The organism is Kitasatospora sp. NPDC002227 (genome assembly GCF_040296285.1).
Taxonomy (GTDB): domain Bacteria; phylum Actinomycetota; class Actinomycetes; order Streptomycetales; family Streptomycetaceae; genus Kitasatospora.
In genome coordinates this window covers 28,112-42,481 of the sequence record NZ_JBEOWY010000039.1, presented here as the reverse complement: position 1 = coordinate 42,481, position 14,370 = coordinate 28,112, and the positions used below count along the sequence as shown (strand labels likewise).

12 protein-coding genes are annotated in these 14,370 nt (G+C 74.4%); 11 read left to right on the top strand and 1 reads right to left on the bottom strand.

What is annotated here, in order from left to right; translation table 11 throughout:
• The first annotated feature begins 186 nt into the window (after positions 1-186).
• The 9 genes from ABT095_RS27930 to ABT095_RS27890 all read left to right on the top strand — a co-directional run bounded on the left by ABT095_RS27930 (position 187) and on the right by ABT095_RS27890 (position 9,390).
• Positions 187-999, top strand: a complete 813-nt coding sequence (locus ABT095_RS27930) for a hypothetical protein (RefSeq protein ID WP_350532294.1) — start codon at positions 187-189, stop codon at positions 997-999.
• Between the two features lie 44 nt (positions 1,000-1,043).
• Positions 1,044-2,495: a methyltransferase gene (locus ABT095_RS27925; RefSeq protein WP_350532293.1), complete on the top strand. Its 1,452-nt coding sequence runs from the start codon at positions 1,044-1,046 to the stop codon at positions 2,493-2,495.
• A gap of 30 nt (positions 2,496-2,525) precedes the next feature.
• Positions 2,526-3,878 (top strand): crotonyl-CoA carboxylase/reductase, encoded by a 1,353-nt coding sequence (gene ccrA, locus ABT095_RS27920; RefSeq protein WP_350532292.1) that lies wholly within the window; start codon positions 2,526-2,528, stop codon positions 3,876-3,878.
• On the top strand, positions 3,875-4,912 hold the full coding sequence (locus tag ABT095_RS27915) for a 3-oxoacyl-ACP synthase III family protein (protein WP_350532291.1): 1,038 nt from the start codon (positions 3,875-3,877) through the stop codon (positions 4,910-4,912). Before ccrA ends, ABT095_RS27915 begins: the two co-directional genes overlap by 4 nt.
• Complete coding sequence (locus ABT095_RS27910) at positions 4,909-6,579, top strand: 3-hydroxyacyl-CoA dehydrogenase family protein (protein WP_350532290.1); 1,671 nt, start codon at positions 4,909-4,911, stop codon at positions 6,577-6,579. Before ABT095_RS27915 ends, ABT095_RS27910 begins: the two co-directional genes overlap by 4 nt.
• Positions 6,580-6,725: 146 nt before the next feature.
• Positions 6,726-7,478: a VOC family protein gene (locus ABT095_RS27905; protein WP_350532289.1), complete on the top strand. Its 753-nt coding sequence runs from the start codon at positions 6,726-6,728 to the stop codon at positions 7,476-7,478.
• Positions 7,479-7,578: 100 nt separating this feature from the next.
• Positions 7,579-8,205, top strand: a complete 627-nt coding sequence (locus ABT095_RS27900) for an isochorismatase family protein (protein WP_350532288.1) — start codon at positions 7,579-7,581, stop codon at positions 8,203-8,205.
• Between the two features lie 118 nt (positions 8,206-8,323).
• Complete coding sequence (locus ABT095_RS27895; RefSeq protein ID WP_350532287.1) at positions 8,324-9,205, top strand: SCO4651 family lipoprotein; 882 nt, start codon at positions 8,324-8,326, stop codon at positions 9,203-9,205.
• On the top strand, positions 9,202-9,390 hold the full coding sequence (locus ABT095_RS27890; RefSeq protein WP_350532286.1) for a hypothetical protein: 189 nt from the start codon (positions 9,202-9,204) through the stop codon (positions 9,388-9,390). Before ABT095_RS27895 ends, ABT095_RS27890 begins: the two co-directional genes overlap by 4 nt.
• 4 nt (positions 9,391-9,394) lie before the next feature.
• Here the strand turns inward: ABT095_RS27890 and ABT095_RS27885 are convergent, their stop codons facing one another.
• Complete coding sequence (locus ABT095_RS27885) at positions 9,395-9,934, bottom strand: CGNR zinc finger domain-containing protein (protein ID WP_350532285.1); 540 nt, start codon at positions 9,932-9,934, stop codon at positions 9,395-9,397.
• An 84-nt stretch (positions 9,935-10,018) separates the two neighbouring features.
• Here ABT095_RS27885 and ABT095_RS27880 point away from each other — a divergent pair, with 84 nt between their 5' ends.
• Both ABT095_RS27880 and ABT095_RS27875 read left to right on the top strand, forming a co-directional pair.
• Entirely contained in the window at positions 10,019-11,473 is a 1,455-nt protein-coding gene (locus ABT095_RS27880) for an FAD-dependent monooxygenase (RefSeq protein ID WP_350532284.1), read from the top strand.
• 4 nt (positions 11,474-11,477) lie between these two features.
• Positions 11,478-14,318, top strand: coding sequence for a helix-turn-helix transcriptional regulator (locus ABT095_RS27875; RefSeq protein WP_350532283.1), 2,841 nt, complete (start codon positions 11,478-11,480; stop codon positions 14,316-14,318).
• Positions 14,319-14,370 lie beyond the last annotated feature (52 nt).

The window sequence follows — 14,370 nt, the reverse complement described above, 5'->3', positions numbered from 1 at the left end:
CCACCCCGCCGATCGGCGTTTCGGCACCCCTAACCCAGAAGTAGGGGTAGCCCCACCGTACGCATCGGTAGCAATCGGACAGCAGCGCGGCGGCTAGGGGGCCGTGCAGGGGTGTGGGGCGCTCGACGGGCCTGGTTACGGTACCCGCGTACTCATCCCGCACACCCCATCAGGAAGCCGAGGACCATGGCCGAACCGCGCTCGACCACGGCCGCGTCCCCGTCGTGGCGCATCACCGACCGTGAGGGACCCGGCTCGCCCGGCGCCATCCTCGCCGTCGACTTCGCCGCCACCGGGCGCGCCGACGCCGGATTCGGCCAGCTGGTCCCGCAGTTGGGCACCGGCCTGGCGCTCTGGGAGACCCTGGTGCCGCCGCCCGGCGAGGAGCAGGGGCTGACCGGCGAGGGCTACCTCGACCGCTGGACCGCCCAGCTGCGCGAAGGCCCGCAGGTGGCGGCCGTGTTCGGCTACTGCGCCTCCAGCGTGTTCGCCCTGGCACTGGCCGATCGGATCGGCGCCTGGCAGGCCAAGCCGCCGGTGGTGCTGTTCGACCCGACCGCGATCAACGGGCCCAGTGTGCTGCGCTACGGCTTCGGCCGGGTGATCGACTCGCTGGCCGCCGTGCTCGGCGCCGAGGCGGTGGCCCAGGCCCGCGCCGAGGCCGCCGCCGCGACCGAACGCACTCCCGAACTGCTGCCGCTCACCGAGGAGTTCCTGCGGATCTACCGCGCCGCCGGGCAGGCCGCGTTCGAGCAGCTGGGCCTCGGGACGGACCGCGCCGAGGAGCTGGTGTCCTGGTTCCGCGGCTACCTGCACTACGTGGTCGCCGCGAGCTCGCTGAGCGTCTCACCCGACCTGACCGGCGTCACCACCGTGCGCGCCAACGACCTCCCGGCCGGTTTCCTGCAGGCCCCCCGGGTCCTGAACTTCGACGTCGAACACACCGGCCTCCTGGCCCACCCCGAGGTCGCCCGCGCCGTCGCCGAGCTGCTCGCCTGAGCCGCCCGCCGAGCGCGCACCCCATCCACACCGAGGAGAACCGGATGCCCACCGCACCCTTCGACCAGGCCGACCTCGACCTGGTCGCGCAGGCCCTGACCGCACTCCCCCAGGTGGCGAGCGCGCGGGTGTCCAGCGAGCTCACCCCGGCGGGCGAGCCGCAGCTGACCGCCCATGTGATACCCGCCGAGCGCAGCGCCGACGAGCGCGAGCCGGAGGTGGAGCAGAAGCGGGTGGACGAGTGGCAGCGGATCTACGAGTGGGTCTACGGCGAGCTCCCGGCCTCCGGCGGCTTCGGCGACAACTTCGTCGGCTGGCACAGCAGTTACACCTCCCTGCCGATCCCGCTGGACGAGATGCGCGAGTGGCGGGACGCCACCGTCGAGCGCGTCCTCTCCCACCGCCCGCGCCGGATCCTGGAGATCGGCGTCGGCACCGGCCTGCTGATGGCGGGCCTCGCCCCGCACGTCGAGCAGTACACCGCCACCGACTTCTCCGCCACCGTGATCGCCACCCTCACCGGCCAGCTCGCCGCCGTGCCCGAACTGGCCGACCGGGTCGAGCTGTTGGTCCGTGAGGCGAACGACTTCAGCGAACTCGTCCAGGGCCACTACGACCTGGTGGTCATCAACTCGGTGATCCAGTACTTCCCGAACGCCGCCTACCTGGCCGAGGTGATCACCGGCGCGCTGAAGATGGTCCGCCCCGGCGGCGCCGTCTTCGCGGGCGACCTGCGCAACCTGCGCCTGCTGCCGAGCTTCCGCACCGCCGTGCTCGGCCGCGGCCTGCTCGACCGGCCGGGCCCGGCCGAGGCACTCGCCGCCGTCCGGCAGAGCAGCCTGAACGAGCGCGAACTCCTCATCGAGCCCGACTTCTTCGCCGCCGTGCGCCGCGACTGCCCCGAGGCCGGCGCGCTGGACGTCCGGCTCAAGCGGGCCGTGCACCACAACGAGCTGAGCCGCCACCGCTACGACGCCGTGCTCTACCGCTCCCCCGCCCCGGCCCTCGACCTGGACGGCGCCGAGCAGTTGGACTTCGACGGCCTGGCCGACCTGCGCAAGCGCCTCACCGAGGACCGGCCGGCCCTGGTCCGGGTCGCCTCCGTACCCAACCTGAGGGTCCGTCACGAGGCCGCTGCCGCCGCCCTGCTCCAATCCCTCTCCCCCGTCGAGGAGGTGCTGGGCGAGCTGGAGACGGCCGAGGGCACCGACCCGGAGGAGTTCCACCGCCTCGCCGAGGAGCTCGGCTACCGCGCCGCCGTCACCTGGGCCGCCTCCGGCGCCCCGGACGAGATGGACGTGGTGCTGGCCCGCGACAGCGACCCGGACGCCGCCGTCCCGTTCCGCCCGACCGGCCCGCTCGACCTCCCGTACACCGCCTACGGCAACGACCCGGCCCGCAACGCCGCGGCCACCGCCTTCGCCACCACCCTGCGCGGCCGGCTCGCCGCCACCCTCCCGCCGCACCTGGTGCCCGCCACCATCGTCCTCGACTGACGCTCCGAACACCTGGAGCTAGGAGTCCCGTTGAAAGAGATCATCAGCGCCGCCCTCGCCGCGGACGCCGGCGCCAGTGACTTCGCCGCCCTCGCGGTGCCCGAGTCCTACCGCGCGGCCGTCCTGCTGAAGGAGGAGGCCGACATGTTCGCGGGGATGGCGAGCGCCGACAAGGACCCGTCGAAGGCCCTGCACATCCAGGAGGTCGCCACCCCCGCCCCGGAGGCCGGCGAAGTCCTGATCGCGGTGATGGCCAGCGCCGTCAACTACAACACCGTCTGGTCCTCGATCTTCGAGCCCGTCTCCACCTTCGCCTTCCTCGAGCGCTACGGCCGCACCGGCGCCACCGGAGCCCGCCACGACCTGCCGTACCACGTGGTCGGCTCCGACCTGTCCGGCATCGTGCTGCGCACCGGCCCCGGCGTGAACCGCTGGAAGCCGGGCGACAAGGTGGTCGCGCACTGCCTCTCGGTCGAGCTGGAGAGCCCCGACGGCCACGGCGACACCATGATGGACCCGGAGCAGCGCATCTGGGGCTTCGAGACCAACTTCGGCGGCCTGGCCGAGCTCTCCCTGGTCAAGGCCAACCAGCTGATGCCCAAGCCGGCCCACCTCACCTGGGAGGAGGCCGCCTGCTCGGGCCTGGTCAACTCCACCGCCTACCGCCAGCTGGTCAGCCGCAACGGCGCCGGCATGAAGCAGGGCGACAACGTGCTGATCTGGGGTGCCAGCGGCGGCCTCGGCTCCTACGCCACCCAGTACGCCCTGGCCGGCGGCGCCACCCCGATCTGCGTCGTCTCCTCCCCCGAGAAGGCGGAGATCTGCCGCGCGATGGGCGCCGAGGCGATCATCGACCGCAGCGCGGAGGGCTACCGCTTCTGGAAGGACGAGCACAGCCAGGACCCACGCGAGTGGAAGCGCTTCGGCGGCCGCATCCGCGAGCTGACGGGCGGTGAGGACGTGGACATCGTCTTCGAGCACCCCGGCCGGGAGACCTTCGGCGCCAGCGTGTACGTCACCCGCAAGGGCGGCACCATCGTCACCTGCGCCTCCACCTCGGGCTTCACCCACGAGTACGACAACCGCTACCTGTGGATGTCGCTCAAGAGGATCGTCGGTACCCACTTCGCCAACTACCGCGAGGCCTGGGAGGCCAACCGCCTGATCGCCAAGGGCAGGATCCACCCCACCCTGTCCACCGTCTTCCCGCTGGAGCAGACCGGCGCCGCCGCCCGCGAGGTGCAGCTGAACCGGCACGCCGGCAAGGTCGGCGTGCTGGCCCTGGTGCCGCGCGAGGGCCTGGGCGTGGACGACCCGGAGCTGCGCGAGAAGCACCTGCCGGCCGTCAACCGCTTCCGGACCGCTCCCGGGCCCATCTCATGACCGCGGCCGTCGGCATCCTCGCCACCGGCTCCTACCTGCCCGCCGACCGGGTCTCCAACCAGGTGGTGGCCGAGCGGGCCGGGGTCACCGAGGAGTGGATCCTGCGCAAGACCGGCATCCGCGAACGCCGGTACGCCGCCGAGTCGGAGGCCACCTCCGACCTGGCGGTGGAGGCGGCCCGGGCGGCGCTCGCCCGGGCCGGGATCGGCCCCGAGCAGGTCTCGCTGATCGTGGTCGCCACCTCCACCCCCGACCAGCCGCAGCCGGCCACCGCCTGCCTGGTCCAGCACCGCCTCGGCGCCGTCAACGCGGCCGCCTTCGACCTCAACGCCGTCTGCAGCGGCTTCGTCTTCGCCCTGGCCACCGCCGCCCGGCTGCTGCCCGAGGCGGACGGCACGGTGCGCGGCCACGCCCTGGTGATCGGTGCCGACACCTACTCCCGGATCATCGACCGCGCGGACCGCCGCACCGCCGTGCTCTTCGGCGACGGCGCGGGCGCCGTCGTGCTCGGCCCCGTCCGCCCCGGCCACGGCCTGCTCGGCACCCGGCTCACCAGCCGCGGCGACCGGGCCGACCTGATCCGGGTCGAGGCCGGCGGCAGCCGCCTGCCCGCCTCGGAGAAGACGGTGGCCGAGGGGCAGCACTGGTTCCGGATGGAGGGCCGCGCGGTGCGCGACTTCGTCGCCGCCGAACTGCCGGGCGCCGTACGGGAGATCCTCGACCGGCACGGCGTGAGCGCCGGCGAGGTCGACCACTTCGTGCCGCACCAGGCCAACGGCGTGCTGCTCGGCGAGATCCTGCCGAGCCTCGGCCTGGAGCTCGCCCAGATCCACCTCGAGGTGGCCGAGCACGGCAACACCAGCGCCGCCTCCATCCCGCTCGCCCTGGACGCCGCCCACCGCTCCGGCGCGCTGCGCGACCGCGACCTGGTGCTGCTGGCCGGCTTCGGCGGCGGCATGACGCTCGGTACCGCCCTGCTGCGCTGGGACGCCAGGGCCGCCACCCAGACCCCAGACAAGGACGCCGAGGAATGACCGCAGCCACGCTCCCCCCGGCCCTGCGCACCGCGGCCGTCCTCGGCCTCGGCACCGTCGGCGCCGCCCTGGCCCGCTCGCTGGCCGAGGCGGGCGTCCGGGTGACCGGCATCGACCCGACCGCCCCCGCCGTGCCGGGTGTCACCGTCACCACCGACCCCGGCGCCGTCGCGGGCGCCGACCTGGTCGTCGAGGCCGTCCCCGAGCGCTTCGAGCTCAAGGCCGAGCTGCTCCGGCGGGCCGACCGGCTCTGCGGCCCCGAGACTGTGTTCGCCACCACCACCAGCCTCTCGGTGACCAAGGTGGCCGCCGCGGGCGGGCGCCTACCGCGCACCGTCGGCCTGCACCCCGTCGGCCACGCCCCCGAGGGCGGCGCGGTCGAGGTGGTCACCACCCCCGTCACCGACCCGGCGCTACGCGAGTACGCCGAACAGCTGGTCCGGGGCCTCGGCCGCACTCCCGTCTCCTCCTGCGACCGGCCCGGCTTCGTCGGCCTCGGCCTGCTGATGACCTACCTGGGCGGCGCGATCTCGCTCCACGAGCGCCGCTACGCCTCCCGCGAGTGCATCGACGCGGCGATGACGCTGGGCTGCGGCCTGCCGCGCGGCCCGCTCGCCCAGCTCGACCTGATGGGCCTGGACACCGCGCTCGACACCCTGACCGGCCTGCACGAACTCACCGGCGAGGCCCGCTTCCTGCCGCCGCCGCTGCTCCTGCACATGGTCACGGCCGGCCTGCTCGGCGTGAAGTCCGGCCGCGGCTTCCACCACTACCCGGCCGGCGCCGTACAGGCCCCGGCCGCCGCCGAGGCCACCGTGCGCCCGGTCCAGCGGGTCGGCATCATCGGCTCGGGCACCATGGCCGCCGGCATCGCCGAGGTCTTCGCCCGCTCCGGCTTCGACACCGTGCTGGTCGCCCGCACCGAAGTCCGCGCCAAGACGGCGCTCGACCGGGTGGCCGGCTCGCTCGAGCGCGGTGTCAAGCGCGGCAAGATCGGCGCCGAGACGGCCCGCGCGGCACTCGAACGGCTCACCGGCGCCGAGGAGTTCGAGGCGGTGGCCGACTGTGACCTGGTGATCGAGGCCGTCGCCGAGGAACTCCCCGTCAAGCGCGAGGTGTTCCGCAGGCTCGACCAGGTCTGCCGCCCCGGCGCGCTGCTCTCCACCACCACCTCCAGCCTCCCGGTGGTCGAGTGCGCCGCCGCCACCTCGCGCCCCGAATCCGTCCTCGGGCTGCACTTCTTCAACCCGGCGCCGGTGATGCGCCTGGTCGAGGTGGTCGGCACCGTACTCACCGCCGACGACGCCCTGGCCACCGCCCGGCAGCTCTGCACCCGCCTGGGCAAGCACCCGGTCACCATCTCCGACCGGGCCGGATTCATCGTCAACTCCCTGCTCTTCCCCTACCTCAACGCCGCCGTCCGCCTCCTGGAGGAGCACCGCGCCACCCCCGAGCAGATCGACACCGTGATGACCGCCGGCTGCGGCTACCCGATGGGCCCGCTCACCCTCCTGGACGCCATCGGCCTGGACGTCTCCCTGCAGATCCAGCACAGCCTGCACGACGCCTTCCGCGACCCCTCCCTCGCCCCCGCCCGCCCACTCGAACAGCTGGTCGCCGTCGGCCGCCTGGGCCGCAAGACCGGCCGGGGCTTCCACTCCTACTGACCGGGCCACCGCGTAGGGGCTGTCACCGACAGCCCCTACCGGCTCCGCCGGACCAGCCTCGCGACCGGCCGCGCCATCGTCCTTCGCCGCACCGCCTGGGGCAGAGTGACCTCCAGGACAGCACCCCGCACCGTGGAGGACTCCCCTTGCCCCCGATCACCTTCACCCCCGGCTCCCCGAACTGGCTGACCCTCGCCGCCCCCGACCTCGCCGCCGCCGCCGAGTTCTACCGCACCGTGCTCGGCTGGCGGTTCGACCCCGCCACCGGCCTCTTCGCCCTCGACGGCCGCGCCGTCGCGGGCGCCGCCCGTCCCGGCGCCGAGGCCCCCACCTGGCACGTGCACTTCCACACCCCCGACGCCGACGCCACCTCCGAGGCCGTGGTCCGGGCCGGCGGCACCGTCCGCACCGCACCGGCCGAGGTGCCCGGCCTCGGCCGCACCGCCCACTTCGCCGACCCCTCCGGCGCCACGTTCGCCGTCCTGCAGCCGGTCGGGCGCGCGGGCTTCGACGCCGTCGCCACCCCCGGTGCCCTCAACCGCACCGAGCTCTACACCACCGACGCCGCCTCCGCCCGCACCTTCTACCAGGCCGTCTTCGGCTGGCAGCTCACGGAGAAGCCCTTCCCCGGCCTGCTCTACCTCGGCTTCGCCCCGGCCGAGGAGAGCCACCCGGCCGACCGCGGCGGCATCATGCAGCTCCCCCAGGCCAACCTCGACGCCGGCTCCACCCCCGAGTGGCACCCCTACTTCACCGTCACCGACTGCGACGCCGCCCTGGCCGCCGCGGCGGAGGGCGGCGCCGTCGTCCTCATCCCGGCCATGGACGTGCCCACCGTGGGCCGGATGGGCATGTTCGTCGACCCCCAGGGCGCCGTCCTCGCCGTCCTCCAGCCCTGAACTGCCGTGCGAACTCCGTCAGGTTCGCATACCGCCTGACCGGCCGGTCGCTATAGCCTCGGAGCCGCCAACCGTGCCCCCGACCCGTAGGAGCGGAAGAATGAGCGAGCGTCAGAGGTTCCTCGAGCCGGTCACCCGGGAGAACTGCGCCGTCGTCCTGGTCGACCACCAGGTGGGCCTGCTGTCCGGCGTCCGCGACATCCCGCTCAGCGAGCTGAAGCACAACGTGGTGGCCCTCGCCCGCGCGGCGGCCGCGCTCGACATCCCCCTGATCGTCACCACCACGGCGGCCGACAGCATGTGGGGCCCGACCTTCCCCGAGCTGGTCGAGGCCCTGCCGGCCGGGCAGAAGATCCTCAACCGCAGCACGGTCAACGCCTGGCACGACGACAGTATCCGCGAGGCCGTCCAGGCCACCGGCCGCCAGAAGCTGATCTTCGCGGGCGTCTCCCTCGAGGTCTGCGCCGCCCTCCCCGCCATCGCCGCCACCGCCGACGGCCACGACGCCTACGTGGCCGTGGACGCCTCCGGCACCTTCAACCACACCAAGCGCGAGACCGGCCTCCTGCGCATGCAGCAGGCCGGCGTCATCGTCTCCGACTACGCCACCCTCATGGTCGAGGCCCTCGCCGACAACGCCTCCCCCGAGGCATGGCCCGTCTACGCCGCCCTCGACATCCCCTTCGCCGTCCTGGTCGGCCAGATCTCCGCCGCCCACCGCAACTAGATCGGCGTGTCTGTAACGGGCCGGTACCAGCTCCGGAACCGAAGCTGGTACCGGCCCTTCGGCGTGGTCGGACGGGTGTAGCGTCGACGTCAGAACAGTTCTCCAACTGGGGGGTCCCATGCGTCACTTCCGCACTCTCGCCGCAGCCACCACGATCCTGGCCGCGGCCGGACTGGCCGCGTGCGACGGTCCCAAGCCCGCTTCCAGCACCTCCAACGCCGCCGCCTCGAGCGCCGCCTCCGTGCCGATGGTCAGCGTGGCCGACGCCATGTCGCAGACCACGAAGGCCACTTCGCAGTACACCTCGGTCAAGCTCAAACTGTCCGAGAAGGTCAACGCCCAGGGCCAGGACGTCGACGTCACCGGCTCCGGCACCGTGTCCTGGCAGCCGGTCGCGATGGACATGACGATGACCGTGCCCGGGCTCTCCGCGGAGTTCGGCGGCGACGGCTCGATCCGTACGCTGATGAGCGGCACCACCATGTACATGAACATGGGCGACGCCGCGGCCGCCAAGTCCGGCGGCAAGCACTGGATGAAGCTGGACCTCACCTCGCTCGGCACCGCCGGCCAGGCGCTGGCCGACCAGATGAACAGCAGCTCCGGCAACGACCCGGCGACGCAGCTGAAGCTCTTCACCTCCTCCCCCGACATCAAGCGGGTGGGCCAGGAGTCCGTGAACGGCGTCCAGTCCACGCACTACACCGGCACGGTCGACCTCACCAAGCTCGCCGCCCAGCAGGACGCCTCCCTCAAGTCCCTGCTCACGCAGTCCACCAAGCTCGGCCTCAGCTCGATGAACCTCGACCTGTGGGTCACCGACAAGGGCCTCCCGGTCCGCATCCACGAGTCCACCCCGGCGACGGCCACCACCAAGTTCGACGTGACGGTCGACTACTCCGACTACAGCACCACCCCGGTCACCGTCACGGCCCCGCCGGCCAACGACACCAACGACCTCGGCGCCATGCTCAAGGGCATGCCCGGCACCCCCAAGTGACACCCGGGCAGGACCAGGCCCGCGGCATCGGCCTGGTCCTGCTCGTCCGGTACCTACTGCCGGCCCGGCACCTCGGACCGCGTCCGAGCACCGTCGCCCCGAGCACCATCGCCCCGAGCACCGTCGCCCCGAGCACCGTCGCCCCGAGCGCAGTCGCCCCGAGCACCATCCACCCGCACCAGTAGCGCCTCACCCCGCCGGCTCTGTGCCCCGTTTCGCCCGGTGGGCGGCGACCCGGACCCGCGTGCCGCACGCCGTCGAGCAGTAGCGCTGCGGCTCCCGCCGACCGGTGTCGATGAAGTACCGCCCGCACCCGGGCGCCGCACAGCGGCCCCAGGCGCAGTGGCCGCGGTCGCCGAGCCAGAGGGCCAGCGCCAGACCGGCGACGCCGAGCAGCCACTCCGCCGGGGCCGCCCCGTCCGGGGTGCGGGTGTGCACCGCCCACGGACGGCCCGGCAGCCGGGTCAGGCGGGGCCGGCTCGGGTAGCGGTCGAGCAGCGCGTTGATCGCCTCCGCCGCCCGGTCCTCGTCCTTCTCGCCGAGGATCGCCGCGATCTCCCCGACCGCTTCGCGGAGCCGCGCCGCCGAGGCCGGCCCCAGCTCGGGCCCGCCGTGCTGCGTCACCACCGCCTGCAGCCCGGCCAGGCCCACCTCCGGCTGGTCCCGTACCAGGTTGGCCAGGTCGGCCAGGAAGTACAGCCCGCGCGGACCGTCCTCGGCGTACGCCATCAGCCACTCCCAATTGATCGGCGGTCACTCACCACGCAATGGTAACGTCAAAACGCAGAGTAGACGTTACGACGAGAGGTCACCGTGACACCGCCGCCCCACACCCCCGTCCTGATCGCCGGCGGCGGGCCCGTCGGCCTGACCCTGTCGCTGCTGCTCACCCACCACGGCGTCGACCACCTCCTGGTCGAAGCCAGGTCCACCACCTCCCACCACCCCAAGGCCCGTGGCATCTCCGCCCGTTCGATGGAGATCTTCCGCCGCCTCGGCCTGGAGGGCGCGATCCGCCAGGCAGGCCTGCCCGCCGACCAGGTCTTCTTCTACCGGGGCCGCGACCTGACCGACCCCGACTTCGTCCGCACCGGCCTGCCCGAGCAGCCGGGCGCCGAGGCCAACACCCCCACCCCGGGCCTGATCTGCTCCCAGGACGCGCTCGAACCCCTCCTGCTCGACCGCGCCCGACCGCACACCCGCTTCGGCACCCGCCTGCTCTCCTACCGGCAGGACACCGACGGCATCCGGGCCGTCCTCGAAACGGACGGCTCCCGCTCCGCCGTGCACGCGGACTGGCTGGTCGGCTGCGACGGCGCGGCCGGCACCGTCCGCACCGCCGCCGGCATCGGCCTCGAGGGCCCGACCGGCCTCGGCCGCTACCTCAGCATCCGGTTCGAGGCGCCGCTCGGCCCGGTGGTGGCCGACCGCGCGAGCGCCTCCTACTTCCTCACCCCGCCGGGCCGGGGCGGCTTCCTGGCCGTCGACAACGACCGGCACTGGATCTACCAGTACCCGCTCGACCCGGCCGCCGAGCCGCCCTCGGACCTCGCCGCCCTGATCCGCACCGCCGCCGGCCTCCCCGGCCTCGACGTGACGGTCCACGACACCATGACCTGGCGGATGGACGCCCGCCTCGCCACCGCCTACCGTCACTCCCGCGTCCTGCTCGCGGGGGACGCGGCCCACGTCATCCCCCCGACCGGCGGCCACGGCATGAACACCGGCATCGGCGACGCCGACAACCTCGCCTGGAGACTCGCGTACGTCACCACCGGCCGCGCGCCCGAGTCGCTCCTCGACGGTTACGACGCCGAACGCCGCCCGCTCGCCCGCCAGGTGATCGACATCTCCACCGCCAACGCCGCCCAGCGCTCCGGCTACCGCATCGACGACGAGCTGCTGCTGACCGCCGACTACCACTCACCCACCCCGCTGGACCTCACCGGCTACCACCCCTCCGGCCGCCCGGGCACCCGCCTGCCCCACCTCCCCCTCACCCCGGGCGCCTCCACCCTCGACCTGGTCGGCCCCGACTTCACCCTCTTCACCCCCACGGCCGTCCCCGCCCCCGTCCGCGTGATCGCCACCGACTCCTGGCCTCCGGCCGCCCGTGCCCGCTGGCACGAACTCCTCGGCCCCGCCACCACCCTCCTGGTCCGCCCTGACGGCCACATCGCCTGGCGCACCGAGGAGCCGCCCACCGCCCTCCCGGACGTCCTCGGCCGCACCCCCGTCCGCCACACCCTGCCCGGCCTGCGACGATGACCGGGTGATCCAGGGCGAAGAGCACAGACCGGCAGGCCACCTCGGCGGCTTCCCGATGGTCGGCCGCGAGCCGGAGCTGGCGCGGCTGCTGTCCGAGCTGCGCGAGGCCCCCGCCGTCGTGCTGGTCGAGGGCGAGGCCGGAATCGGCAAGACCCGCCTGGTCCATGAGGCCTCGGCGGCGCTGCGCGCGCAGCGCCGCCAGGTGCTCACGGGGCTCTGCCACCCGCTGCGCGAACCGTTCCCGTACGGGCCGGTGGTGGACGCGCTGCGCAAGGCCGACCTCACTGACGCGCCGGCCTTCCCACCCACCACCGGCGCCCTGGCCCCGCTGCTGCCCGACCTCGCCGACCGCCTGCCACCCGCCCCGCCGGCCGCCGACCCGGCCGGACAGCGCTTCCAACTACTGCAGGCCGTACGGTCGTTCCTGACCGCCCTCGGTCCGGTCACCCTGATCGTGGAGGACCTGCACTGGGTGGACGAGACCACCCGTGAACTGCTGCTGCTCCTCGCCCGCGACCTCCCGCCGCAGCTCGGCCTGGTGCTCACCTACCGGGCCGAGGACCTGCCACCGGGCAGTGGCGTACTGGGCTCGGCCTACCGTCGGCCGCCCGGTACGGCCGGCTCCCTGATCCGGCTCGGCCCGCTGCGCGAGACCGACGTGCGGGAGCTGGCCGCCGCCGCGCTCGGCGGACAGGCCACCGGCGCGCTGGTCGCCGCCGTGTACCGCCGCAGCGAAGGCCTGCCGCTGGTGGCCGAGGAGGATCTGCGCTCCCTCGCCGAGCACGCCGCCACCGACGACCCGGCGGGGCTGCTCCAGAACGTGCCGCACGGCCTGCACGAGGTGGTCACCGAGCGCCTGGCGAGGCTGTCTCCGCAGGCCGTCGCCGTCGCCCGGGCGGCGGCCGTCCTGGCGGCACCGGCTCCCGAGCCGCTGCTGACCGCCCTGGCCGGCCTCGCCCCGGACCAGGGCGCCGAGGCAGTGACCGAGCTGCTCGGCGCAGCGGTTCTCCACGAGCCGGAGCCAGGCACGTACGACTTCCGCCACGTCCTCGCCCAGCAGGTGGTCCACCAGCTCGTCCCCGGCCCGGCCCGGGCGCGGCTGCACGGCCGCGCCGCCGAGCTGCTCCAGGGCCTCACCCCGGCGCCGCTGGTCCGGATCGCCCACCACACCCTCGCCTCCGGCGACCGGGCGGGCTGGCTGCTGCGGGCCCAGGAGGCCGCCGAGCAGGCGCTCGCCGTCCGCGACGGCGGTACGGCCGCGCCGCTGCTGCGGAGCCTGCTGGAGCGGCCCGAGCTGGCCGGCGAGGCGCGCGCCCGGGCCGCGCTGGCCCTGGCCGGAATCGCCGCCTACGGCATCGACCTGCGCGCCGATTCCGGGCTGCTGGGCCGGCTGGTCACCGATCCCGGGCTGCCGCCGGAGGTCCGTGGCGAGATCCGGCTCCGCCTGGGCCTGGGCATGCTGAACGAGACCGCCGACCCCGCCGGATTCGCCGAGGTCGAGCGGGCCGTGGACGAGCTGGCGGCCTGCCGCCCCGAGCGCGCCGTCCGGGCGATGGCCGCCCTCGCCCTGCGCGACGGCGCGGGGCCCGCGTACACCGGCGCCTGGCTGGCCCGGGCCGAGCGGGCCGTCGGCGAGGGCGGCACCGAGGAGCTGCGAGCAGCCGTCCACGCCACCCGGCTGACGCTGATGACCTGTCGGGCCGATCCGAGCCTCTGGGGACTGACCGACCGACTGCCACGCCGCACCGAGGACCGGGAAGTCCTCCGGCAGACGGCACGCGCCCTGCAGAACGTCGCGGACACCGCCTGCTACCTCGGCCACGACCGCCGGGCGGCCGCCCTGGCGACCGAGGCCGGGCAGGCCGCCGCGCGGGCCGGCCACCCGATCGTGGAGTACCTGTCCGGTGGCACGCTGCTGCGCCTGGACGCGTTCGCCGGGCGGTGGGACGGCCTGGCCGACCGGCTCGGCCGACTGGTCGCCGGATACCCCACCGCCGTCGCCGTGCATGCCGAACGGGCGCTGCTGACCGGCCTCCTGGCCACGGCCCGGGGGCAGCACGCCCGGGCGCTCAAGCTGTTCGGCGAGGCGGCCGGCATCAGCGCCGACCTGCTGCTGGTGGGCCTGGAGCTGCGGGCCGCCACCGGCCTGGCCGCAGCCCACCTGGCCCGGGGCGAGACCCTCCGGGCCTGGCCGGTCGCCGCACGCGCCCTCGCGACCACCCGCCGCACGGAGGCCTGGCCCCGGGCGGCCGGACTGCTGTCGGTCGCGGTGGAGACGGCCCTGGCCTGCGGCCGCCGCGAGTCGGCCCGGCTGCTCGCCGCCGAGGCGGCCCGCGGCCTGGACGGCCGGGACTGCCCGGCGGCCGCCGCCGACCTCGAACTCGCCCGCGGCCTGCTCTGCCAGGACACCGAACCATCCGCCGCCGCACGGCACTTCAATCAGGCGGTGGAGCTCTGGCGGCAGATCGGGCGGCCGTACGAGACCGCCCGTGCTCTCGAGCGCCAAGGCTCCGCCCTCCGGCGGCACGGCGCCGGTCCGCTCACCGAGGCGCTGACCCTCTTCACCGGCCTCGGCGCCACCGCCGACGCCGCCCGCTGCGGGCAGACCCTGCACGGCCTCGGCGTGGCCCGCCGAGGGCCGGGCCGCCCGGCGTACGGCAGCAGCCTGTCGCCGCGCGAGCACCAGGTCGCCGGGCTCCTCGCCGACGGCGCCGCCAACCAGCGGATCGCCGAGACCCTGTTCCTGTCACCCCGCACGGTGGAGCACCACGTCGCCAACGTGCTGCGCAAGCTCGGCACCACCCGGGCGCAGCTGCCGGGCGTCTACCCGGGCCGCCCGGAATGACCATCGCCCGGTGCCGGTCGGGGGCTCCGACCGGCACCGGGCGTCGGGCAGC

Bases quoted from the DNA above. Each gene is read 5' to 3' on its own strand.
- ABT095_RS27930 (WP_350532294.1), top strand. From the start codon at position 187: ATGGCCGAACCGCGCTCGACCACGGCCGCGTCCCCGTCGTGGCGCATC.
- ABT095_RS27925 (WP_350532293.1), top strand. From the start codon at position 1,044: ATGCCCACCGCACCCTTCGACCAGGCCGACCTCGACCTGGTCGCGCAG.
- ABT095_RS27915 (WP_350532291.1), top strand. From the start codon at position 3,875: ATGACCGCGGCCGTCGGCATCCTCGCCACCGGCTCCTACCTGCCCGCC.
- ABT095_RS27910 (WP_350532290.1), top strand. From the start codon at position 4,909: ATGACCGCAGCCACGCTCCCCCCGGCCCTGCGCACCGCGGCCGTCCTC.
- ABT095_RS27900 (WP_350532288.1), top strand. From the start codon at position 7,579: ATGAGCGAGCGTCAGAGGTTCCTCGAGCCGGTCACCCGGGAGAACTGC.
- ABT095_RS27895 (WP_350532287.1), top strand. From the start codon at position 8,324: ATGCGTCACTTCCGCACTCTCGCCGCAGCCACCACGATCCTGGCCGCG.
- ABT095_RS27885 (WP_350532285.1), bottom strand. From the start codon at position 9,934: ATGGCGTACGCCGAGGACGGTCCGCGCGGGCTGTACTTCCTGGCCGAC.